This is a genomic window from Thalassospira profundimaris, assembly GCF_003326795.1.
Lineage (GTDB): Bacteria > Pseudomonadota > Alphaproteobacteria > Rhodospirillales > Thalassospiraceae > Thalassospira > Thalassospira profundimaris_C.
Genome location: NZ_JPWI01000001.1, coordinates 874,641 through 897,295 on the forward strand (window position 1 = coordinate 874,641; position 22,655 = coordinate 897,295).

Genomic DNA, 22,655 nt, shown 5'->3' on the forward strand with positions numbered 1-22,655 from the left:
CGAGAACCCGGCCCCGCGCATCCCGTTAGTTTGGCTCAATATAATATTGGCTCGGGTTGGTCGGTGCCGGCGTCGCATAGCTCCAGGCCGCCGGAATGACTTTGGGAACGTTGTGGAAGTTTTTTGCAACCACGCCTTTCCGGTTCGGCGGAAGAGCAATTCCCATAACGTAAAACTGATCTACGCTGATGTCGAGGATGTCACGCATCAGTTGAGTTTGTTTTTGAGCGTTCGCGGTTTCTTTGAGTTGATTATAGAGTGCAAGTTGCCTTTGAACGGTCTCGGGGGGCGTGATGGCATCAGGGCTTTCCGGATTGACGTACCAGTTGGCCCAGCCGGTTGCGAACCAGGAAGAATCCGGGGACATCGGCAGATAGTTAATGGGGATCACCATCGCATCCAGACCACCATCGCCACCCCAGGCGCTTGCCTGATGATCATTGAGTTCGCGCAGAGACACAAACTCTTCACGCGGAAGGTTGCGCGCCCTCACATCTATACCAAGTTCACGCCAATACTGGATCACTGCATCAAGGATTGCAAAACGGTCAGCCCCCTCGGTGTCGATGGTAAATGACAGGCGCTTGCCATCCGGTCTCAGCAGGAAGCCGTCCTCATCTTTGTGGCGCAAACCTGTTCGTGCAATGTAGTCCGCGGCAAGGGCAGGGTCATAGTGAATATACTGACGTGCCAGAACTGTGTGATAAAGCGGGCTTTCCGGGCGTGGTGCCGCCTGATGAGGCAGCGCCTCGGGCACAAAGCGTGCAATGATGTCGTCGCGATCAATGGCATGCGAAAGCGCAATCCGGAAATTCTTGTCCTGGAAGATATTGCGTAATACCGGATCCTTGTCATTGAGGTTCAAAGACAAGGTCAGGGTGTTCATATCGCTTTCAATCAGCGTGAAAGGCTGCAGGTTCTCATTGGCAGAAAGCACCTCGTCTGCACGCGTGCTGACATGGCGTTCCTGCATATTCACTTTGCCCGCAATTGCCGCGTCGCCTGCGGCACTTTTTGACGGAACAAGTGTAAATGATACCTCGTCGATATAGGGAAGCTGACGACCGGTAGGATCAATTTTCCAGTAGTAGGGATTGCGCTTGGCAATCAGGGGATCATCCGTTCCGTACACGCCCGTGAGGACCCAGGCATTTAATGTGGGGACATCCGGATTGAGCCAGCGAGACGGATCGTCAATCGTGCCCGGATTACCAAACACACTGACAAAGCGTTCTTTCCATCCGTCAAAGCCAAGTGCGCGCGCTTCCGCGTCTGCGTTCTGATTGTATTTCGGCAAAAGCGGTTTGAGAAAATGGGCCGGATAGCTTACCGGCTCCACCCCTTCGGGGCGCGCAAGGGCTGTCGGAAACAGGCCATAAGGGGTACTGAAACGAAATGCGACGGTGTTTTCGTCAACTTCGTCAATTTTCACGGCGTTTCCACCGGCTGTCAGCCACTCGGGCACGGCGTTCGGAAAGGCCGGATTCAGCAGGATATCTTCATACCAGAAAATAATGTCTTTGGCAGTGAAGGGGGCACCATCAGACCAGCGCATACCCGGACGCAGACGGAAAAAGAATTCAGTCGCATCACTGCTTGGCTGGAATGAGAGAGCAACATTCGGAATGGTCGAAGTCCATTGCGGTGTCCAGCGCAGAAGGGGCTCATATCCGATATTGCGGATCAGAAGTGCCTGATCGCGCTGGCTTCGCTGGGCCATTTGCCAAGTGCCGCCATAGACGCCAATTTTGTCATTCGGGGTGACAATCATCGGAGTGGTTGGCAGACGATCATTAACGGGGGGAAGCTTGCCCTCGGCAACCCGCTTTGCAAGGGTAGGGGACTCGCCAAATTCGACAGCGCGCGTTTCGGGGAGATTGATGAACAAAGCTCCCAGTGCAGCGATCAAAATGTACGTAAACTGTTTCAAAAAACCCTTAGCCCCCGTGGCGTTGCCTGCCTTTGATCAAAGGTATCGATAAAGCTATTCAAAGGTGGTGAATACCCTGAGTGGATAAGAAGGTAAATACACCAATGCGCTTGATAAACCCCAAAATGACAGAATCTGAACATTCCCCTATGAAGACAATTTACAAGTTTGATTGGTTCTTTTTATTTCTTGCAATGGGTTGTATCGATCCCGGGAAGTTCCCTTGGTCCGAAATGCCGCAGGTTTGAGAGGTTTTCATGCGAAATCGAAAAAACCAGAGGGTCGGTTTCTTTGGTGCCTGTGGTTGAGCCTGTAAGCGCTGTTGTCTTGTCTGGAACATACATATTCTACCAAAGTTTAATTACATCTAAATTAGGTATCTGGCGTTTGCGCCGTGAAATTTCGAGAATGAACGGCTTAATTCCTTAAGCGAGTCGCCATATATCTGATGTAAGGCAGTTTGAACTGATCTGGTAAAAGATGTGCCATGGCACAAAGTGACAAAAAAAATCGGCAGGATCATGGGGCATCTTTTATGAAAGGGCCCAAGCCTCTGGCTCCCATCCCGCGATATGAGCCGGGATCAGATGATGCTTTGCGTGACCGTCTGAATTCAACATCTGCAACGTCTTCTTTTGCTCCGGTCGATATTGATGCCGATGGCATCAATGTTGCCGGGATCGAGGGGATGATTGATCGTAAGAAGGCAAATGTTGCGGCAAAGATTGTCGATACGGATCCCGATCAGGCATTGCGCATCATTCGAAACTGGCTCCTTCAAGAATGATGATGCGCTCGGTGCGTCTCTCAAGATCAAAATCAGTCAGGCCAAAGAACCTTCCTTGTCGCAGGGGTGGTATAATTCCTTGGCATTGAGTGATTTTTTGTCATGCTGAGGGCTCGATGCGTAAAGGGGAGGCGCAAAAAGCCCATGACCGATTTTACCAAACTGATCGAAGAACAATTCTGTGCGTTCGATCCGGATTATCTCGCGCAGCAAGAAGCCTTTGCGACAAAGCTTGCGCCGTTGCAGGACAAGCTGATCGAAATTCAGCAGACTGGTAACAGCATGGCGGCATCTGATCAGCAGATGATCGAATGCAAATGGTATCTGATGTACACCGCCGACTGGGAAACGCTTTCAAACAAGATAGATGCCTTTGCGCAATCCCTTGAAAATCCGGATCAGGATTGGGCAGAGCAACAGGTCGCAAGTGATGGTTCCTGGGGCCCCTGTTACGATCAGTGGTTCCTTAAGGTCGATGCGATGATTGATGCGGTCAATACACTGGCAGATGCCGGACAGGCCCCCGAATATCCTTTGACATTTTTGGCACCCATTGGAACGCCGTCCAAGATGGTGGCGTGGCTTGAAGGTCAGAAGACGTCAAAGATCTATGCCGATGGTCTGGACCGGCGTGATGCGCTTGGCGCTGTTACTGCCGCCTTGTCGCAGATGTGTTTCAAAAGCGAAATTCGTGACTATTTTCAAAGCAATGTGAAGGGCTTTGATCTGACACAGGAATATATCGATACCTATAAAAAGTGGCTCGATGACTGGCAGGACAGAGAAAGCGGATATTGGGGGGGATGGTTTGACACCCTTGATCAGGGTGTCCTGAAAAGCAGCGACCTTAGCCTGACCTTCCATAATATTTCCTATCAGCACGGCAAGGTGGATTTGTGGACAGAGATTTTCCAGACCACCCTTGCGATCCGCGATGATGCCTATCCTTTTGGCTGGAAACACAATGGCGATTTCAACAATCACAACAATTACGATGTGACCAAAATTTTCGATCTGGGCTGGTCGAGTGTTGATGCCGATACTCAAAAAGCCGCCTCTGCCGATATCGGTCTGGTTCTGGACTGGTGCCTTACGAAATCCATGACACCCGATGGCGGTTTCATTGATGATCCGACCTTCTATAACTCGGTCGGGGCTGCCTATTATTATGGTGTCTCCTTCCTCGATCAGGCGGGATATTTTGGCACCACGGCGCCGTTCTGGATAGACAAACCGTTTCCGGGCGGCCCGGCTCTTTGCTGTAAAATCCAGAAAAACATCAAGGCCGAAGGGCTTGATGATGACGAAGCAAAGGCCGCCATGGAAAAACTGGTCGATGCGTGCGGGAATTGCACCTGAGGCTGGCTGGATAACGGGGCAATTCTGCATATGGGAATGGCGAAACGGCCCCGGCGATCCCCATATATCAAAAGAAGAACAACAACAGTTCACGAGGTTTCGCATGACGGACCGTAAAGATATTGATCTGGCTGCGTTGCGTGTGCGTCTTGAAGAAAGGCGCGCAGATATTCTGGCGCATTCAACCCATTCCGAAGATTACCGAAAGCCGGTTGAACTTGATCAACAGGCGGTCGGGCGGTTGTCGCGAATGGATGCGCTTCAAAACCAGCAAATGCATCTGGAACAGGAACGTCGCCGGGCTGCGGAACTGGACCGGATTGAAAAGACTCTTAAGCGGATGGATGATGACAAATATGGTCATTGTCATAATTGCGGCGAAGATATCGAGAAGAAACGCCTGGAATTTGATCCGACCACGCCGCTTTGCGTCGGTTGTGCCGACCGTGTCAGTCATGTCTGATATCACGCGACATGGCTGAGTTTGCGATGACCGTCATTTTGTTTGAAAACGGGGATGCTGTTTGACGGTTTGCTGTCAAAAGAGCCTTTATTGGCCAGGCTGCTGGCTTTGGGGGCTGATTGTATGTTTGACCATATGGGCAAGCATGTCATCGGCAAGGGCGCAAGGATCTTGTGCGCCTGTCCGCGCACCACAGGCGACACTTGAGTTTAACCACAAGGACCCGATGCTCGACCGGCACCGGTCGGTGCGATGGCTAAACAGTCGTGCCGGGGGTGGTTCGAAATATGTTGTCGCGGGGCTGACCGAATATGAAATGCAGGCATCTTTTGATATGCGCATTGAACCGCGTGAGGTCGGGTTGGGGCGCTATTGTCTTGATCCGGTGCGGGTCAACCCGAAGGTCAATGTCGTCAAGCATCTGGTTTATATCGCATCGGAACTTGAACGCGGATCATGCGAATATAATGCCGTCTACGCCCACGAGGGCGAGCATGTAAAAGTCAATCGCGGCATGGAGGCTGACATCCGTGCTGCGCTTGATGATCTGGTGAATGATGTTGTCGGCAAGGTGGGCGCGATGTTCCCGATGCCTGCCGAAAACGTACAATCGGCGATCAGGCGGCTTTTGTCGGAATATGGTCGGGATTTCAAACGCCGGTTACGCGACATTGACCGCCGTCGTCGCGAAGAGCAACGCCGGATCGATACCCCGGAAGAATATCAAAGACTTTCATTGTCCTGTGGCCCGAATTCGGCATTTCAGACGGTATTGCAGCAGGCTGTTCGGTGATCTGATGGATGATCAAACCTGATTTGCAGAGCCGTCTTCATCCATTCCTGCAACATCTCTTAGCCCGTCCACATCAAGATGGAAGATGTTGCGCGCCTGGAAGTCGAGCAGCTCAATGCGCCGGAAATCAGCAATGATCCGGCTGGCTGTTTCGGTGGTGATACCAAGCATCGCGCCGATATCTTCGCGTCCGGGCAATTGGCAGTTACCGGTTTCCGAATCATTTAAAAACAGGCAAAGGCGCGCAACACGTTCGCGCGCCGTACCGGTCGACATCTGGGTGAGCCAGTTGTCTGAATCCATGACAGCCTGATGCCAGCGGTTAAGGACCTGTTTATGCAGTCTCGGGCTTTCACTATCGAGTTTTTCAATAACAGCGATCGGAATACGACAAAGACGGCTGTCCTGAATGGCTTCGGCATGATGAGTGAAGCATTCACTGACAATGGCCTCAAGGCCGATGGTGCCCCCCGGACGGACAAGTCGCACCACCCTTTGATTTCCGTCGGGCAGATAATGGACCAGTTTGATCAACCCGCTACGCAGTGTGTAGATCGACTGTGCCAGATCCCCTGCGTTGTATAGGATGTCACGTTTGGCAAGGGCGATATCTTCAACAGGCATGTGGACGAGCTTGAAATCCTCGTCTGTCAGATTGTTGAACAGGGCAAATTTGCGCACACCGCAGTCGCGACAACGGGCAAGGTCGGGTCGGAAAACATGGTTTGCTGTATGGTTCACAAACACCACCCTTTTAAACGGGGTCTGTACCCGGACTGGTTGATGATTGAAAAATATAATCAATCAAAACCAGTCTTAAATGTACCGTATCTCGTTGTGAAATCAATCTAAAGTCGACCAGCGTCCAATTGTGCCTGTAAAGTCAAGGACTCAGGGATTGGTATCGAGCGTCACCAGACCTTTTTCGATGGCATAGCGCACAAGACCGGCAGAGCTGTCGATATCAAGCTTGCGCTTGATGTTCCTGCGATGTGTTTCGACAGTGCGGACACTGATATCAAGTTCGCGCGCAACATGCTTGTTGCTCGCTCCCTTGGCAAGAAGGCGCAGAACCGTTCGTTCGCGTGTTGTCAGCGGCACACCGTCATTGCTGCTTCCTTCGCCCGCACTGATGCCGTCAAAGGTCGAGCTATAGGCTTCGCCGCCATTGGCGATGGTTTCAATCGCCCGGACCATGTCATTTGACGATACGTCTTTCAGGATAAAGCCCTTAGCACCTGCCTGCTGGGCCGTACGCAGATATTCGGGGTTTTCGTGCATCGAAAGAATGACGACCTTGGCATCGGGCAGGGTTTCACGGAATTTCTCGGCCGCTTCGAGGCCGTTCATTACCGGCATGGAAATATCCATAAGCACGATATCAGGACGAAGTTCGGCCGCGAGTGACAAGGCTTCAACACCGTTGCTGGCTTCGCCAATGATATTGATATGGTCAAAACATTCCAGTCGCGAACGAATTCCGTCCATCACAAGGGCATGATCATCACATAGCAGAATGCGTAATGGGCGATCCGGGGAATAGATTTGATTGGCACTGTTCATTGATCGAAACTTGGTCCTGTCGCGTAACGGTGATTGCAAGGCCAGATTAACCGGTGATTGATCTCTCGGGTAGACCATTCTGGCTGGATGCCGGAATAAATGCAGTGATTTTGGTTCCGTCATCGGGTTCTGAGCGTACCGAAAGCCCGCCGCCATGGAATTCCATGCGTTCGCGCATGTTGCGCAAGCCGATCCCGGCGCGCGGATCACGGTTACGGATATAGCGATTGGTTTCAAAGCCGACGCCGTTATCGGTAATGCGCATCACCACGCTGGGGCCTTCGCGTTTGATCGATATTTTGATCACGGTTGCGTCGGCATGACGTTCGATATTGGTCAGGGTTTCCTGCAATACACGGTAAAGGGTGGTCTTCTTGGCGATATCAAGCTGGTTGTCGATATTGTCGATTTTCACTTCCATCAGGATACCGGACCGATCCTGAAGCTCTGCACACATGCTTTCGATGGCCGGTTTCAGACCAAGATCGTCAAGAACCGCCGGACGCAGGTCGCGCGAAATTCGCCGGACTTCGTGAATGGCGTCCTGCAATCGTTTGGCGGCTTTTTCCATCGGTTCGACCGCGTTTTCACGTGCTTGCCCAATGCGTGCGATGGCGGTTTCGACTGAATATTTGACCGATACCAGTATCTGGCTGATGCCGTCATGCAGTTCACGCGAGACCCGAAGGCGTTCCTGTTCCTGAACATCAACCACGCGATGGGTCAGTTCCTTGAGCTTGGCATCAGCAAGTTTGCGTTCCGAAAGGGTCACAACTGTGCCTGATATGCCAACCAGAAGGACGGCAAGGATTGTCACGCCGATGATCGAAATCGTGGTTTCACGAATATGGGTGGAAACTTCGGTCTCGATTTCGGTGACCTGTTCGGCAATGTCGTCGATATAGATGCCTGTGCCGATCATCCAGTCCCATTTGTCGAGCATCAGGGAATAGGTGATCTTTTCGGTGGGTTCGCCAGTCGATGGTTTTTCCCAGACATGGCGCATGAAATCGCCGCCCTTTTCGGCGTTGAATATCAAACCCTGAATGACGCTGTTGCCGTTAATGTCGCGCAAATTCCAATAGGTCCGGCCAACCCGCCAGGGTTGGGGCGGTTCGACAAGTGCCGTTCCATCACGGTCATAAATAAAGAAATAGCCATCCTTGCCATAGGACAGGTCTTCGATGATGGCCTTGACCCGTTCCTTGGAAACCGCATCAAGCGGGCTTGCCACCGAATAGATGTGGTCAATCGATGCCATCGCCAGTTCGAGATAACTTTTGAGCTCTTCCTTGCGGGCTTCAAGGATATTGCGTTCAAAGGTTCTGATTTCTGCTTCTGCCAGTCTTTCGGCCTGCGCAAAGACCAGCCATGAGATGGCGGATGCAGCAAGCACCAGCGGCAAAATGGAAAGCAGCAGGAACTTTAGTCGAAGATTCAGCTTCGGCATGGGCGTAACCGTTTCAGGGTTGGGGTCTTTTTCGTGGGGCGGACAATAGCATATCTGTCACAAAAGTCCCCGAAAGATCACGGTTTTTCAGGCCGCATGGGTGTTGTGGCAGTGTTTTTCGTTCCACATGGTGAAAAGCGACTGGTCTTGTTTTTGTTCAATTGGTATTACCAATTTCAGAGATCATGCTTTGACAGGGAGAGGGCAATGCGCATATACCAGAACCGACGCCTGCCCACCGGGCGCCAAAAGCTCTGGATGCATTGCACAAGATCTCAACGTGCAGGCATCTTGTTCCGCCACAAAAGGTATGGCGTTGCAGGCATCCCGCACCGCAGCGCATTCCGGGACCATATCGTGGCGTTTCACTTGGTTTTGGCAGGCGCGCACAGGCACGTTCCTGCCAGGAAAATGTGGTAGGAGCCCGGTGTCAATGACGCGTTCTGCACCTAAGCGTATCCGTAAACTTCTGGTCGCCAACCGTGGCGAGATAGCGATTCGTGTTTTGCGAGCTGCCAACGAGCTTGGCATTCGCACCGTTGCGATCTTCTCGGACGAAGACCGTTTTGCCCTTCACCGTTTCAAGGCTGATGAAAGCTATGCGGTGGGCAAGGGTAACAAACCCATTCGCGCCTATCTCGATATCGAAGACATTCTTCGGGTTGCACGTGACGCCGATGTGGATGCGATCCATCCCGGATACGGCTTCCTTTCGGAAAACCCGGAATTCGCCGATGCCTGTGCCGAGGCCGGGATTCAGTTTATCGGCCCTGATTCCGATGTGATGCGTCTCCTTGGTAACAAGGTTTCTGCGCGTAATCTGGCCGAAAGTGCGGGTGTTCCGGTCATGCCGGCATCAAGCGCCTTGCCCGAAGACATGAAGGAAGTAACCCGGATTGCCGAAAAAATCGGCTATCCGCTGATGCTTAAGGCAAGCTGGGGCGGTGGTGGTCGTGGCATGCGCGTCATCGAAAATGGCAAGGATCTTTCCAATCAGGTCCTTGCCGCGCGGCGCGAAGCCGAAGCCGCCTTTGGCAATGGCGAGGTCTATTTTGAAAAGCTGATCCGTCGCGCCCGCCATGTTGAAGTTCAGCTTCTGGGCGATACGCATGGAACCCTTGTTCATCTGTATGAACGTGATTGCTCGGTTCAGCGCCGTAACCAGAAGGTTGTTGAACGCGCACCCGCGCCATACCTCAATGATGAACAGCGTCAGGAAATCTGTGATGCCGCTATCCGGTTGGGGACGGCTGCCAATTACGTGAATGCCGGGACCGTCGAATTCCTGATGGATGTTGATACATCCAAATTCTATTTCATCGAGGTCAATCCGCGTATTCAGGTCGAACATACTGTGACCGAATGCGTAACCGGTTTTGATCTGGTCAAGGCGCAGATCCTGATTGCGCAGGGCGGACGCATTGGTTTCCCGTCGGAAACCGGCATTCCCTGGCAGGACAAGATCAAGCTGCGTGACCATGCGCTTCAGTGTCGTATCACCACCGAAAACCCGGAAAACAACTTTGTTCCCGATTACGGGATCATCAAGGTTTATCGCGGGGCCAACGGTTTTGGTATTCGTCTTGATGGCGGTACGGCTTATTCCGGTGCTGTGATCACACCGTTCTATGACAGCATGCTCGAAAAGGTCACCGCCTGGGGCAGCACCCCGCGTGAGGCCGTGGATCGCATGGACCGTGCCCTTCGTGAATTCCGTATTCGCGGTGTGGCAACCAACCTGGCCTTCCTTGAAAACCTGATCAATCACCCGAAATTCCGTGCGGGTGAATATACCACGCGCTTCATTGACGAAACGCCCGACCTGTTCAAGTTCGTGCGCCGTCGTGACCGTGCGACCCGACTTCTGCGTTTCATCGGTGAAGTTGCTGTGAACGGCAACCCGGAAGTTGAAGGCCGCATTGTTCCGACCAATCTGCATGATCCGGTGATGCCGAAATCCATCGATCTTGGCGAAATCCGGCCCGGTACCAAGCAAAAGCTTGATCAGCTGGGGGCAGAGGGGTTCTCGCGCTGGATGAAGGATCAGGAACGTGTCCTGATTACCGATACCACGATGCGTGATGCGCATCAGTCACTGCTTGCTACGCGTATGCGTACTTACGACATGCTCGAAATTGCGCCCTATTATGCGCATGGCCTGCCGGAACTGTTTTCGCTGGAATGCTGGGGCGGGGCGACGTTTGATGTTGCCATGCGCTTCCTGAAGGAAGACCCGTGGGATCGCTTGGTCAAGCTGCGTGAACGGGTTCCCAACATCCTGACCCAGATGTTGCTGCGCGCATCAAACGCGGTTGGCTATACGAACTATCCCGACAATGCGGTTGATTATTTCGTCAAGCAGGCGGCTGAACATGGCATGGATGTCTTCCGTGTCTTTGACAGCTTGAACTGGGTCGAGAACATGAAAGTCGCCATGGAATCGGTTCTGAAAACCGACAAGCTGTGCGAAGCGACCATCTGTTATACGGGCGATATCTATGACAAGAACCGCCCGAAATATAATCTTGATTACTATGTGAATATGGCGCGCGAGCTTGAAAAATCAGGTGCGCATATTCTGGGTCTTAAGGATATGGCAGGGGTCTTGCGTCCGGCGGCGGCGACCGAACTGATCAAGGCACTTAAGGACACGGTCAATATCCCGATCCATTTCCACACCCATGACACCAGTGGTATTTCGGCTGCAACCGTGATTGCCGCGATTGATGCAGGCGTTGATGCGGTGGATGCGGCGATGGATTCCATGTCGGGTCTGACATCACAGCCCAGCCTTGGTTCGATTGCCAATAACTATATCGGTCAGCCACGCGATCCGGGCCTCAAGACCGAGGCGCTCAAGGAAGTTTCCACCTATTGGGAACAGGTTCGTCGTTACTATGCCGGCTTTGAAAGCGATATCCGCAGCGGTACTTCGGACGTCTATGTCCATGAAATGCCCGGTGGCCAATATACCAACCTGCGTCAGCAGGCCCGTGCATTGGGGATCGAGGATCGCTGGCCCGAAGTGTCGAAGGCCTATGCCGCAGTCAACAAGATGTTCGGCGATGTCGTCAAGGTCACGCCAAGCTCCAAGGTTGTTGGCGATATGGCGCTGATGATGGTGACGTCCGGTTTGTCCGAGGAAGACGTTCTTGATCCTAAAAAGGACATTGCCTTCCCCGATAGCGTGATTTCCTTCTTCCGCGGTGAAATTGGTCAGCCGGTTGGTGGTTTCCCGCCTGCCCTGCAGCGCAAGGTTCTTAAAGGTGCCGAGGCCCTTACGGATCGCCCGGGCAAGTCATTGCCGCCGATCGACTTCGAAGCGACCCGCAAGGAAGTCGAAAAGAAAACACACCGCAATATCAGCGATGCCGAGGTTGCATCCTATGTGATGTATCCCAAGGTGTTCCTTGACTATGCCGAATACCGAAGCCACCACGCCGACGTTTCTATTCTGCCGACCCCGGTCTTTTTCTACGGGATGACCCAGAACCAGGAAATTTCGGTTGATCTGGAAAAGGGCAAAACCCTTGTGATCCGTTATCTGGCGACGTCGGAATTCGGTGACGAGGAAGGCCATCGTACGGTGTTCTTCGAGCTGAACGGCCAGCCGCGGACGGTCAAGGTTGCCGACAAGACACTGGCTGCGTCCGGCAAGGCGCGACCAAAAGCCGAAGATGGCAACAAACTTCACATTGCGGCCCCGATGCCGGGTCTTGTGGTCGAGGTGCATGTTGCCGAAGGCCAGAAGGTCAAGGCTGGGGATGTGATGTGCTCGCTTGAAGCCATGAAAATGGAAACCGCAGTTCATGCGGAAAAGGACGGTGTGGTGGCAAAAATCCACGCACCGGCCGGTACACAGGTCGACAGCAAGGACTTGCTGGTCGAATTGAAGGAGTAAACGACCGATGCTTAGGATGCCTGAGCCGAACCCGAACACACTTGCGCGACGCAAGGACATTATTGCCGCCATGCGCGAAATTGTTCCGGCAACTGGTGGCGTGATCGTCGATGAGGATCAGCTCAGGCCCTATGAATGTGACGGGTTGATGGCCTATCGCCAGCTGCCCATGATTGTGGTCCTGCCCGAGAATACCGGGCAGGTCGCAGCCATTCTGAAATATTGTCATACAAATAAAATTCGCGTTGTTCCGCGGGGTGCCGGTACCGGTTTGTCTGGTGGGGCATTGCCGATGGCGGATGCGATTACCATTAGTATGATGAAATTCAATCGCGTGCTCGAGATCGACTGGGATAATCGCGCGGCTGTGGTGCAGCCCGGCGTGACCAATCTGGGCATCACGCGTGCAGTTGAACATAAAGGGTTCTATTACGCACCCGATCCGTCCAGCCAGATTGCCTGTTCAATTGGCGGAAATATTGCCGAGAATTCAGGTGGTGTGCATTCCCTGAAATACGGCCTTACGACCAATAATGTCCTTGGTCTTGAGATGGTCACGATCGAAGGTGAAATCCTTCGCATCGGTGGCAAGGGCCTTGATCAGAGCGGATATGACCTTTTGGGGATCATCACCGGTTCCGAAGGCCTTTTGGGGATCGTGACCGAAGTGACGGTACGCATCTTGCGCAAACCGGAAACCGCGCGTGCATTGCTTCTGGGCTTTAATAGCAGCGAGGCCGGTGGCAATTGCGTTGCCAAGATCATTGCGGATGGCATTATTCCTGGCGGTCTTGAAATGATGGATGCCCCGGCGATCAAGGCGACCGAGGACTTTGTTCATGCGGGTTACCCGCTTGATGTCGAGGCATTGCTGCTTGTTGAACTTGACGGACCAAAAGTCGAAGTCGATTACCTGATCGAAAAGGTCGGCGCGATCGCCAGGGATTGCGGTGCTGTCTATTCGCGTATTTCCGAAAGCGAGGAAGAACGCCTTCTGTTCTGGTCAGGCCGCAAGAACGCCTTTCCCGCGATTGGCCGTATTTCGCCCGATTATATGTGCATGGACGGTACCATCCCGCGTGCCCGCCTTGCCGAAGTTCTGACCGGTATGCAGGTCCTGTCGCAGCGCCACGGCCTGCGCGTTGCCAATGTTTTCCATGCCGGTGACGGCAATTTGCATCCGCTGATCATGTTTGATGCCAATCAGCCCGGTGAACTGGAACGTGCCGAAGAATTCGGCGCAGATATCCTGAAGCTTTGCGTTGAAGTGGGGGGCGTTTTGTCTGGCGAGCACGGCATTGGTGTCGAGAAGCGCGATCTGATGCCCGAAATGTTCACTGAAGATGACATGAAGCATCAGGAACGTCTGAAACTGGCGTTTGATGAGGATGAGCTTCTGAACCCCGGCAAGGTATTCCCGACCCTGCATGGTTGCGGCGAACTCAAAACCCTGCATGCGCGTGAAGTTGCAAACAAGTTCCCCGATATTCCGCGCTTCTAGGCCCGGCCGATAAACAACAAGAAAAATCCTGTCACCGGTTCCCGCAGTCCGGTCGGCAAGGATCAAGAGAGGAAGAGAGAGAACCACAATGACGGAAGTCATATCCCCCACCACGCCAGAACAGCTGCGTGATGCCATTGGTTGGGCTGTTGATGCCAAAAAGCCGCTGGAAGTGATCGGATCGGGTAGCAAACGGGCATATGGGCATGCGGTTGCTGCCGACCATGTTCTGGATCTGTCAAAATTGACCGGGGTCCTGTTTTACGAGCCCGAAGAACTGGTGCTTTCTGTCCGTGCAGGAACGTCGCTTGCCGAAATTCAGGCGATCCTGCGCGAAAAGAATCAGCAATTCCACTTTGAGACCGGAAATTTTCCAGCCCTCCTTGCCGATGATGTCGCGCAGAATGCCGGGACGATTGGCGGTCTGATCGCAACCAATCTGTCGGGACCGCGCCGGATCAAGGTTGGAGCCGCACGCGATCACCTGTTGGGGTTTGAGGCCGTCAGTGGTCGCGGCGAGGATTTCAAATCCGGCGGACGGGTGATGAAAAACGTCACCGGTTTTGATCTTTCAAAACTTATGTCGGGATCGTTCGGGACACTTGGTGTGATGCATACCATCACCATGAAGGTGATGCCGTGCGACGAGAAAGCTCGGACTGTTCTGATTGCCTGCAATGATCCTGAGCGTGCCGGAATGGCAATGAACCGTGCGATGGGCAGTGAAAACGAAGTCTCGGCGGCGGCATGGGTTGCGGCCGAAGATGTGGCGAGGTTCGGCATTGATGTCGCGTCTGCAATGGGCACCGGCCTTGTTGCACTTCGGGTCGAGGGACCGGCGCCGTCTGTTGCTTGGCGCTGCGAAGCCCTGCGCAAACTGTTGGCCGAATTTGGTGCCAGCGAAGAGTTGCATACGACAAATAGCGCAACGTTCTGGAAGGTGGTTGCGGATGTTGCACCCTATGGCGGTTCGTCAGGGATGCTGTGGCGCGTATCAGGCCCGCCAGCATCCGGTGGTGTTCTTGCCGCAAAGCTTGCCGCCCGGACTGGCGGCAAGGTGATGATGGACTGGGCGGGGGCGCAAATATGGCTGCGTCTGGACGGATCGGATGCGATGGCCGGTACAGTGCGTCAGATTGCCCAATCACAAAATGGTCAGGCTGTTCTTGTTCGCGCACCTGCCGATCTGCGTGCAGAGGTGCCGGTTTTCCATCCCGAAGACCCTGCACTGGCGCGGATTAACCGCAAAATTCGGGATAATTTCGATCCCGTCGGTATCCTTAATCCGGGACGGATGCACCTGAATATTACGGAAGGGGGGCAGGTATAATGCAGACCAATTTTAGCGCCGCCCGTCTTGCGGACCCGATGATTGCCGAAAGCGAGCAGATCCTGCGCAAATGTGTGCATTGCGGGTTCTGTACGGCAACATGCCCGACCTTTGTGACCCTTGGGGACGAACTCGATAGTCCGCGCGGGCGGATCTATCTGATCAAGGATATGCTGGAAAATGACAAACCGGCAACAGATCGGGTGGTCAAACATCTTGATCGTTGCCTGTCCTGTCTTTCCTGCACCAGCACCTGTCCGTCCGGTGTCGATTACATGCATCTGATCGATAATGCGCGGGCCCATATCGAAGAAAACTATCAGCGTCCCCTTGGGGACCGGTTGCTGCGCAAATTACTTGCGCTTGTTGTGCCAAACCCGACCCTGTTCCGTCTTTCAATGATCGGGGCGAAGCTGGCGGCACCGTTTGCGGGCCTCATGCCCGGACGTCTCAAGGGCATGGTGAAAATGGGGGCGCGACATATGCCGCCGCCAAGCTGGGTCGACAAGCCACAGATCATTCCGGCCATTGGAACGCGCAAGGGCCGGGTCGCAATCCTGACGGGATGTGCGCAACAGGTCCTTGAAACCGAGATCAACGAATCGACAGTTCGTCTATTGACGCGCCTCGGGATCGAAGTCGTTGTTGCCAAGGGTGCCGGATGCTGCGGGTCGCTTGTGCATCATATGGGCAAGGAAGATAAATCGCATCATCAGGCCAAGGGCAATATTGATGCCTGGAGTGCGGAAATCGCAGGCGAAGGCCTTGATGCAATTGTGATTACGGCTTCGGGCTGTGGCACGACAGTCAAGGATTACGGTCATATGCTGCGCCTTGATAAGGCCTATGCAGCCAAGGCGGCCAAGGTGTCGGAACTGGCCAAGGACATCACCGAATATCTGGCAGAGCTTGATGTTGATGGTGCTGTGTTTGCCAAGGCATCGCATGGAAGTCCGCGGGTGGCCTATCATTCGGCCTGTTCGATGCAACATGGCCAAAACATCACGCGTCCGCCGCGCGATCTTTTGAAAAAGGCCGGATATGATGTGGTCGAGATTGCCGAAGGCCATCTTTGCTGCGGGTCTGCTGGTGTTTACAACCTGTTGCAGCCTGAAATCGCGGGCAAGCTTCAGGAACGCAAGCGCGGCAATATCCGTGCAACCCGGCCTGATCTGGTTGCGACCGGTAATATCGGATGTATGGTTCAGATCGAAACAGACGATCTGAAAGTCATTCACACCGTCCAGCTTCTTGACTGGGCAGCAGGTGGGCCGGTTCCTGCAAAGCTTCAGGACCGTTTTGCGGAAGTTACACCGGCATTATAAAGACCGGCGGTATTCGGGTCCAAAAACAGAAAAGACGACAGGCCAACCTGTCGTCTTTTTATTTTCGCGGGTATTTCTTGTGGCGCGACGTGCCTAGACGTCTTTGCCCAACAGGCTTTGCGCGATGCCCTCGGCCGCGGAACCTTCGCTGCTGTCTTCGGCATAGGCCGCGGTCTTCTCGCGAATCCACTCGATGGCGGCAGCATCATCAATTTCGACTTTCTTGGCGACAAGGGCGAGGATCGCCTCAATCGCAAGAACGTGGGATGCCACATTATTTACAGCGACATGCAGATCATCGATATGCCGAGAAGCCGCTTCGGACATTTCGCCGAGTTCACCGGACAGTTTCTGGATCAGTTCCTGAATCTCGTCAATCGAGGCATTGCTCATGTCGTTCTCCTGTTATGGCCGCACCAGAAACGGGCACGACGTATTTGTTGTCCCTGAATGCACAGTTGCTTGGAATGGCGGACATGTAAAGAGGCTGGCGGGATTTTATCCATCGCACGGCAGCAGCGACCGGGCAGGCCGACCTCGGGATGAGCGATTGTGACAGTTTTTGTTACAGTCTGTCGTAAAACAACAGAAAAGAGCCGGGGAAGGTCAAGAAACCGGCGTTTCAGGGTGTCGGGCGAAATCATACAAGTCATTGTTTTATATTGATTATATATCGAATTTTGACCGCGTTGATACGTTGTCACATAACGTTAACAAAAGCGACACAATACCGTAAGCACCCAGCGTTAGAGTCCGCCTCGCAGATCGTTGCACCGTTCCGAAGTGGAACAACCATTGGGGAATATACCATGAAGAAGACTCTTGCTGTTGCGGCGCTGATGAGCGTTGCCTTTGCTGGCGCTGCCCAGGCACGCGACCAGATTCGTATCGTTGGTTCGTCCACCGTTTTCCCGTTTGCAACCGCAGTTGCAGAAGAATTCGGTAAAACCACCTCGTTCAAAACCCCGGTTATTGAATCGACCGGTTCTGGCGGTGGTCTGAAGCTTTTCTGTGCAGGTGTTGGCGAACAGCATCCGGACATCACCAACGCTTCGCGTCGCATCAAGAAGTCCGAAGTTGAAACTTGCGCCAAGAACGGCATTTCTGAAGTTACCGAAGTCAAAGTCGGCTTCGACGGTATCGTTCTGTCGAACTCGAACGAAGCTCCGCTGCTGGATCTGACCAAAGAACAGATCTTCCTGGCTCTGGCTAAAACCGTTCCTTCCAAAGACGGCAAGTCGCTGGTTGATAACTTCTACAGCACCTGGTCGGAAATTGATCCGAGCCTTCCGAACGTGAAAATCGAAGTTCTCGGCCCGCCGCCGACCTCCGGTACCCGTGATGCCTTCACCGAGCTGGTACTTGAAGAAGCTTGCGACGAGTTCGCTGTTATTGCCGACCTCAAGAAATCCAACAAAGATCAGCACAAAGCAGTTTGCGCTGGTGTGCGTGAAGACGGTGCCTATGTCGAAGCTGGTGAGAACGACAACCTGATCGTTCAGAAGCTCGAAGCAAACCATGATGCACTTGGCATCTTCGGTTTCTCGTTCCTTGACCAGAACGGCGACAAGCTTCAGGGTTCCCTGATTGCTGGTGTTGCACCGACCTTCGAAGCAATCTCGGCTGGTGACTATCCGGTATCGCGTTCGCTTTACTTCTACGTAAAGAACGCACATGTCGGCACCATCCCGGGCATCAAAGAATATCTGGCTGAATTCACCTCGGAAAAAGCATTCGGTGACGAAGGTTACCTTGCTGACCGTGGCCTGATCCCGATGGCCGCGAGCGAGCGTGAAGCTGTCCGTAATGCTGCGACGAACCTTTCGCCGCTGAGCATGTAACGTGATCTTTCAACCGATGGCGGCTAATGCTGCCATCGGTTTCTTTGTTTCCGCGCTTGATTAATTTATTGTTTTTGTCCTATTGGCCTCTCATCTGATTCCTACAGGTTCATCTGGCAAACGGATTTAACGTAATGTCCCTGTCTTTCCTGTTGCTCGCGGTTGCTGCACTTTGTGCATTGTCCTTCTATTTCGGACGCCAGCGGGCCGTGGCCCTTTCGGGCGGACGGTACAGCAATCTTCATTCTCTTCCGGCTCATTACGGGACCTATGTGGCCCTGTGGTGCGGCCTGCCTGCATTGTTGCTGCTGCTTGTCTGGCATATCTTCCAGGGATCGATCATCGAAGCGATGATCATTGCCGAACTGCCTTCTGAAATTACCGGTGACTCCGGACAGCTGTCGCTTGCCCTGAACAGTATTTCACTGATCGCAGCGGATAATGGCCAGCATCTGACTGTCTCACCCGAAGTCATCGATGCCGGGCATCGTCTGGCAAATCTGCAGTCGATTGCAAATGCGGCACTGGTCGTTGTAATGCTGACCGGTGCGTCGATCGGGGTGTCGCTTTCCTATCGTAAAATCTCGCCGGATTTGCGGGCACGTAACAATGTCGAACGCATTTCCCGCTGGGTGATGATTGCCTGCTCGGCGATTGCGATCCTGTCGACGGTCGGTATCGTTTTCTCGTTGCTGTTCGAAGCCCTGCACTTCTTTAGCAAGATCAACCCGGTTGACTTCCTGTTTGGTCTGGAATGGAGCCCGCAAACGGCGATCCGTGCAGATCAGGTTGCATCCGACGGTGCGTTCGGCGCGATCCCGCTTTTTGTCGGTACACTACTGATCACGATCATCGCCATGTGCGTTGCGGTGCCGGTCGGTTTGTTCTCTGCCATTTATATGGGCGAATATGCATCGTCGAAATTCCGTGCGGTTGCCAAGCCGGCGCTTGAAATTCTTGCGGGTGTTCCGACGGTTGTTTATGGCTTCTTTGCTGCCCTGACCGTTGCGCCGTTCCTTCGCAATAACGGTGCGATCCTTGGTCTTGATGTCAGCTCGGAAAGTGCCTTGGCAGCGGGCCTTGTCATGGGTGTCATGATCATTCCGTTCGTATCGTCGCTGTCTGATGATGTGATGTCACAGGTGCCGCAATCCTTGCGTGACGGGTCTTATGGTTTGGGCGCAACCAAATCTGAAACCATCCGTCATGTCATTTTCCCGGCGGCGCTGCCGGGGATTGTCGGGGCGGTTCTGCTGGCGGTTTCGCGTGCGATTGGTGAAACCATGATTGTTGTGATGGCAGCCGGTCTTGCCGCGAACATGACTGTGAACCCGCTTCAGGCTGTGACCACTGTGACTGTCCAGATTGTCACGCTTCTGGTCGGTGACCAGGAATTTGACAGTGCAAAAACCCTCTCGGCCTTTGCGTTGGGGCTGGTTCTTTTCCTTGTCACCTTGGGCCTGAACGTATTTGCCCTTAAGGTAGTTCAGAAGTATCGCGAGAAATATGACTGATATGGCATCCCTCATGGAAGACAGAGCCGCTGCAAAGGTGATTTCGGATAAAATGCACAAGCCCGTTGACTGGGATAGTCCGAAGATCGCGCGGAACATCAAAAAGCGTTACGCAGCTGAACGCCGTTTCAAGATTTATGGACTAAGCGCAATCGGTATTGCGCTTCTGGCCCTGTTCGTTCTGGGGTTCTCTATTGGCTCGAAGGGCTATAGTGCGTTCTTCCAGACCTATGTTCAGCTTGAAATTCATTTCGACCCGGCTGAAATCGATCCGCAAGGTACCGGCGACCCCGCAGTGATCGGCAAGGCCAACTTCGATGGTCTGATCAAACAGGCATTGCGTGACCGCTTCCCGGAAGTCACCAGCCGTCGCGACAAGCGCGACCTGTATGACGTCGTTTCGGGTGGCGCATCCTATGATCTGCGTGAACGGGTTCTGGCAAATCCGAACCTGATTGGTCAGACGCGCAAGGTCTGGCTGATTTCGGGCGATGATTTCGACATGCTCAACAAAGGCTATATCGATGCCGATGTTGATGAAGGCAGCCGTCGCCTGAATGACAAGGAAATCAGCTGGTACAACACACTGGTTTCATCCGGTGCTGTTGAAAAGCAGTTCCATGCCCGCTTCTTTACCAGCGGGGATTCCCGTGAACCGGAACTTGCCGGTATCTGGGGGGCTGCGGTCGGTTCGTTCTATACGTTGCTTGTCACGCTTGCCCTGTCGTTCCCGATCGGGGTTCTTGCAGCGGTTTATCTTGAAGAATTTGCACCGAAAAACCGCTTCACGACAATTGTCGAGGTCAATATCAACAACCTTGCAGCTGTTCCGTCGATCGTGTTCGGTCTGCTGGGGCTTGAGGTTTATCTTAACGTCATGCATCTGCCGCGTTCGGCACCGGTTGTTGGTGGTCTGACGCTGGCCCTGATGACCTTGCCAACGATCATCATTGCATCGCGTGCGGCGATCAAGGCGGTTCCGCCATCGATCCGTCAGGCGGCCCTTGGTCTTGGTGCATCACCGGTTCAGACCGTTACCCACCATGTCCTGCCGCTGGCAATGCCCGGCATCCTGACCGGTACCATCATTGGTATGGCACAGGCACTTGGTGAAACAGCACCGCTTCTGATGATTGGTATGGTGGCGTTTATCGTCGACATTCCGGGTGGTGCACTTGATCCGGCGACGGTTCTGCCGGTCCAGATCTATCTGTGGGCCGACAGCCCGGAACGTGCCTTTGTCGAGAAAACCTCGGCTGCGATTATGGTGTTGCTGGCCTTCCTGATCCTGATGAATGGATTGGCTGTGTATCTGCGCAAAAAATTTGAACGGAAGTGGTAAAATGGCTGCTGTATCCCAGAGCGCAATGACGGCAGAGCCGTCGGTCTCAAGCCCGAAAATGACGGCACGTGACCTTAATCTTTTCTATAGCGATAACCAGGCCCTGTTTGACGTCAATCTTGATATCGTTGAACGCCAGGTAACCGCGCTGATCGGTCCGTCGGGCTGTGGCAAGTCAACCTTCCTGCGGTGCATGAACCGCATGAATGACACCATTGATGGTGTCACCATCAATGGTGAAGTGACCCTTGATGGTCGTGACATCTATGACAAGCGCATCGACGTTGTTCAGCTGCGTGCACGTATCGGGATGGTGTTCCAGAAGCCGAACCCGTTCCCGAAATCGATCTATGACAACGTTGCTTATGGACCGCGTATCCATGGTCTGGTCAATTCGCGTGACGAACTTGACGAAATCGTCATGACCTCGCTTGAACGTGCGGGCCTGCTCAAGGAAGTCAAAGATCGTCTGCAGTCACCGGCAACCGGCCTTTCCGGTGGTCAGCAGCAACGCCTTTGCATCGCGCGTGCGGTTGCGGTCAGCCCTGAAGTCATCCTGATGGATGAGCCGTGCTCGGCACTTGATCCGATTGCTACGGCAAAGGTCGAAGAGCTGATTGACGAGCTGCGTTCGAACTACACCATCGTGATCGTGACACACTCCATGCAGCAGGCTGCACGTGTATCGCAGCGGACCGCATTCTTCCACCTTGGCAAGCTGGTCGAGGTTGGTGAAACAGATCAGATATTCACCAACCCGAAAGACGAACGCACCAAGGGTTACATTACCGGTCGCTTCGGTTAAGCAGCGACACGAGGAGCACGCATAAATGGCTGACGACAAAACACATATCGTAAGTTCGTTCGACGAGGAACTGACCCGTCTGAACAACATCATCTCGCAGATGGGCGGGCTTGCAGAAAGTCAGCTGATCTCTGCGATCCGTTCGATTGTCAAACGGGATTCCGAACTGGCTGAAAAAGTCATTCTGTCGGATCACCGTATCGATATTCTCGAACAGGAAGTTCAGGATTTCGCCGTGCGTCTTCTGGCCTTGCGCCAGCCGATGGCCGATGACCTGCGTCAGGTCGTGACCGCACTCAAGCTGTCAAACGATCTGGAGCGTATCGGTGATCTGGCGAAAAACATCGCCAAACGCGCGCAGGTTCTTAACCAGATTCCGCCGATCCGTCCGGTTCAGGTGATCCCGAACATGGGCAAGCTGGCGCAGGAAATCATCAAGGACGTTCTGGACGCCTATATCGAAGGCGATGCCGAAAAGGCCGAGCGTGTCTGGGCCCGCGATCAGGAAGTCGACGATATGTACAATTCGCTGTTCCGCGAATTGCTGACCTACATGATGGAAGATCCGCGCAACATCACGGCATCGACCCACATGCTTTTCATCGCCAAGAACATCGAACGTATTGGCGATCATGCAACCAATATCGCCGAGACGATCTATTACCGGATCAAAGGCGAAGACCTGCCGGCAATTGACCGGCCAAAAAATGATGCAGCGAACTTTGCTGTCGTCGAACCGAATGAGTGACAC

General features: G+C 53.5%; 18 protein-coding genes. 13 read left to right on the plus strand and 5 right to left on the minus strand.

Annotation, left to right across the window (positions count from 1 at the left end):
- Positions 1–25: 25 nt before the first annotated feature.
- Entirely contained in the window at positions 26–1,930 is a 1,905-nt protein-coding gene (locus tag TH30_RS04005) for an ABC transporter substrate-binding protein (protein ID WP_114096750.1), read from the minus strand.
- Positions 1,931–2,465: 535 nt separating this feature from the next.
- Here TH30_RS04005 and TH30_RS04010 point away from each other — a divergent pair.
- The 4 genes from TH30_RS04010 (at position 2,466) to TH30_RS04025 (ending at position 5,332) form a co-directional block, all read left to right on the plus strand.
- A complete protein-coding gene (locus tag TH30_RS04010; RefSeq protein WP_258548598.1) occupies positions 2,466–2,717 on the plus strand; it encodes a hypothetical protein in 252 nt (83 codons plus the stop codon).
- A 144-nt stretch (positions 2,718–2,861) separates the two neighbouring features.
- On the plus strand, positions 2,862–4,076 hold the full coding sequence (locus TH30_RS04015; RefSeq protein WP_114096752.1) for a hypothetical protein: 1,215 nt from the start codon (positions 2,862–2,864) through the stop codon (positions 4,074–4,076).
- 103 nt (positions 4,077–4,179) lie between these two features.
- Positions 4,180–4,539, plus strand: coding sequence for a TraR/DksA family transcriptional regulator (locus TH30_RS04020; RefSeq protein ID WP_114096753.1), 360 nt, complete (start codon positions 4,180–4,182; stop codon positions 4,537–4,539).
- Positions 4,540–4,684: 145 nt separating this feature from the next.
- Positions 4,685–5,332 carry a hypothetical protein gene (locus TH30_RS04025; protein WP_181850148.1) on the plus strand — a complete coding sequence of 216 codons (648 nt, stop codon included), beginning with the start codon at positions 4,685–4,687 and terminating at the stop codon, positions 5,330–5,332.
- Between the two features lie 12 nt (positions 5,333–5,344).
- On the opposite strand, the gene TH30_RS04030 is transcribed toward TH30_RS04025, so the two are convergent.
- The 3 genes from TH30_RS04030 to TH30_RS04040 all read right to left on the minus strand — a co-directional run bounded on the left by TH30_RS04030 (position 5,345) and on the right by TH30_RS04040 (position 8,345).
- The gene (locus TH30_RS04030) at positions 5,345–6,073 is read right to left on the minus strand and encodes a Crp/Fnr family transcriptional regulator (protein ID WP_114096906.1); all 729 of its coding nucleotides are present in this window, start codon (positions 6,071–6,073) and stop codon (positions 5,345–5,347) included.
- Between the two features lie 150 nt (positions 6,074–6,223).
- Complete coding sequence (locus TH30_RS04035; RefSeq protein WP_114096754.1) at positions 6,224–6,895, minus strand: response regulator transcription factor; 672 nt, start codon at positions 6,893–6,895, stop codon at positions 6,224–6,226.
- A gap of 46 nt (positions 6,896–6,941) precedes the next feature.
- A complete protein-coding gene (locus tag TH30_RS04040; RefSeq protein WP_114096755.1) occupies positions 6,942–8,345 on the minus strand; it encodes a cache domain-containing protein in 1,404 nt (467 codons plus the stop codon).
- Between the two features lie 433 nt (positions 8,346–8,778).
- Here TH30_RS04040 and pyc point away from each other — a divergent pair, with 433 nt between their 5' ends.
- The 4 genes from pyc (at position 8,779) to glcF (ending at position 16,402) form a co-directional block, all read left to right on the plus strand.
- Positions 8,779–12,246 carry a pyruvate carboxylase gene (pyc, locus tag TH30_RS04050; protein ID WP_114096757.1) on the plus strand — a complete coding sequence of 1,156 codons (3,468 nt, stop codon included), beginning with the start codon at positions 8,779–8,781 and terminating at the stop codon, positions 12,244–12,246.
- Between the two features lie 16 nt (positions 12,247–12,262).
- Positions 12,263–13,747 (plus strand): FAD-linked oxidase C-terminal domain-containing protein, encoded by a 1,485-nt coding sequence (locus TH30_RS04055; protein WP_114096758.1) that lies wholly within the window; start codon positions 12,263–12,265, stop codon positions 13,745–13,747.
- A gap of 88 nt (positions 13,748–13,835) precedes the next feature.
- Complete coding sequence (glcE, locus tag TH30_RS04060) at positions 13,836–15,077, plus strand: glycolate oxidase subunit GlcE (protein ID WP_114096759.1); 1,242 nt, start codon at positions 13,836–13,838, stop codon at positions 15,075–15,077.
- A complete protein-coding gene (glcF, locus tag TH30_RS04065; RefSeq protein ID WP_114096760.1) occupies positions 15,077–16,402 on the plus strand; it encodes a glycolate oxidase subunit GlcF in 1,326 nt (441 codons plus the stop codon). The genes glcE and glcF overlap by 1 nt, the downstream gene beginning before the upstream one ends.
- A gap of 93 nt (positions 16,403–16,495) precedes the next feature.
- Here glcF and TH30_RS04070 read toward each other — a convergent pair whose 3' ends face one another.
- Entirely contained in the window at positions 16,496–16,795 is a 300-nt protein-coding gene (locus tag TH30_RS04070) for a hypothetical protein (protein ID WP_114096761.1), read from the minus strand.
- 416 nt (positions 16,796–17,211) lie between these two features.
- On the opposite strand from TH30_RS04070, the gene TH30_RS04075 reads away from it, so the two are divergent.
- From TH30_RS04075 to phoU, 5 genes are all read left to right on the plus strand, one after another.
- Positions 17,212–18,243 (plus strand): PstS family phosphate ABC transporter substrate-binding protein, encoded by a 1,032-nt coding sequence (locus tag TH30_RS04075; protein WP_114096762.1) that lies wholly within the window; start codon positions 17,212–17,214, stop codon positions 18,241–18,243.
- Positions 18,244–18,377: 134 nt separating this feature from the next.
- Positions 18,378–19,757, plus strand: coding sequence for a phosphate ABC transporter permease subunit PstC (pstC, locus tag TH30_RS04080; protein WP_114096763.1), 1,380 nt, complete (start codon positions 18,378–18,380; stop codon positions 19,755–19,757).
- Positions 19,750–21,099 carry a phosphate ABC transporter permease PstA gene (gene pstA / locus TH30_RS04085; protein ID WP_114096764.1) on the plus strand — a complete coding sequence of 450 codons (1,350 nt, stop codon included), beginning with the start codon at positions 19,750–19,752 and terminating at the stop codon, positions 21,097–21,099. The genes pstC and pstA overlap by 8 nt, the downstream gene beginning before the upstream one ends.
- 1 nt (position 21,100) lies before the next feature.
- Entirely contained in the window at positions 21,101–21,904 is an 804-nt protein-coding gene (pstB, locus tag TH30_RS04090) for a phosphate ABC transporter ATP-binding protein PstB (protein WP_114096765.1), read from the plus strand.
- A gap of 25 nt (positions 21,905–21,929) precedes the next feature.
- A complete protein-coding gene (gene phoU / locus TH30_RS04095) occupies positions 21,930–22,652 on the plus strand; it encodes a phosphate signaling complex protein PhoU (protein WP_114096766.1) in 723 nt (240 codons plus the stop codon).
- Positions 22,653–22,655 lie beyond the last annotated feature (3 nt).